Annotated in this window: 1 protein-coding gene and 1 pseudogene; one reads left to right on the forward strand and one right to left on the reverse strand. The window is 31.8% G+C overall.

Features of this window, described 5'->3' with window-relative positions; all coding sequences use genetic code 11:
* On the forward strand, positions 1-337 hold a 337-nt coding region (locus tag AC07E5_RS06075), incomplete at its 5' end, for a conjugal transfer protein TraD (protein ID WP_498624976.1).
* Between the two features lie 56 nt (positions 338-393).
* Here the strand turns inward: AC07E5_RS06075 and AC07E5_RS06080 are convergent.
* Positions 394-1,449: pseudogene (locus AC07E5_RS06080) on the reverse strand (hypothetical protein); the annotation flags it as partial.
* Between the last annotated feature and the right edge of the window lie 162 nt (positions 1,450-1,611).

Below are 1,611 nucleotides of genomic sequence, written 5' to 3' on the forward strand. Positions count from 1 at the left end.
ACTTTTACTTGAATTAGCCAAAATTCAGTACAGAACACCCGACCAAGAGAAAAAGATCAATGCCTTGATCAAAGCTGAAAAAGCCATAGATCGAGCAAATAAGCAAAAAGTTGCAGTTAGAAAATTATTGAATGCCGAAAAGGAAGCTGAACGTAAAGCTCGTACACGTCATCTCATTCAATTAGGCGCACTATTTGAAATAGCTAACCTAGATCAGCGTGACCCAGCCGAATTACTTGGCGTTCTTCTAAAAACTGCTGAAATCGACCAAAATGATATGAAATGGCAAATTTGGAAGGATTTAGGACAACAAACCTTAAATCAGCGTAAAAAGTGACGTTTTATAATAAAAATCCCAATACTTAAATTGGGATTTTTGGAAACTAGAAGTTNCTCTGGCGCACCTCGGTCACGTGCTTTGCTATACCAATCATGTCCAAGAGTATATTCATGGTTTTCCATATATATAGCTCCCAATAAAGTACATGGTCTGTAGTCCTGAGAATTATTTTCATGAGCTTTTACGCCACATTCTATTGCTGTATCGACTTTTCTAATATCTCTCTTAACTCCTCCCAATGTAGTGAAATAAGCTGACAATAATTTTTTATTTTTATTTAGTGAGATTTCAGTATTTTCTAAAAACTTTTCAGCCTCTTTACTTGCTTTAGCTTTTCTTAATTGACTAGAGGCATTAATAGCATGCCAATGTAATTTGGTTGTCTTATATTCATTAAGATAAAAATCAGCTTCCACACGATGAAATTTTATCTTAAGTTCATCTGTAAAAAATTGTCGTCCTTCCGAATTTAACCAAATAGCATCTTGTTCAGATAATCTCTGATTATTATCTAATAATTTCAATATATTAATTAACTTGGATCTATGCCTATCAGCTATGTCATAGAAGTAAATATCATATTTTTTTATTAGATTTTTTTCTTTTTGCCTCCCTATATATTTAGGGTCAGATTCTAATTTTTTCCTACGTTCACGTTCAGCTTGTTCTCTAACTTTTCTTTCCTGAGCTAATTTTTCTTGTTGTTTCTTTAACTGAATTAGTTCTAATTCTCTTAATTTTTCCAAGCGTAATCTTTCTGCTTCTAAGTGTTCTTGATGCTTTATTCTGTCATTAACAACTTCTTTCTTATATTGATTAAAAGAAATTTTACCTTCAACTAGACTATGTAAAGCATTAAGGTTTTGACGAACTAAATAGGCTTTCTCTGGCAAAGTTAAACTATCATTTTGCTTAGTTTTTAACTTTTGAATTATTTTATGAAGCATACTATGTGGGATCATTGAACTTTCGATATGATCTACACAATAAAAAACAGCATCTTTTCTCATATCATCAAGATATGTTTGATGTTTAACAGCATCCTCAACAGATACTTTACCTCGATAATTAGAATGGTACGTTTTTTTAAAAAATCTGCTTCTAGTCATTTCAAAGATTCAAAAATTATTACCATTCAATTAAATAACGATTTATAGAAGATTAAAAGCATAAAAAAATAGCCTAAGCAGAGTATTAGGTATATTAAAACCCATCTGCCTAATTCCCCTAAAAACAAATGCTCTCAACTTCTCAACTCGCCCCCAAAGCGT

It is taken from the genome of Acinetobacter seohaensis (assembly GCF_056431365.1).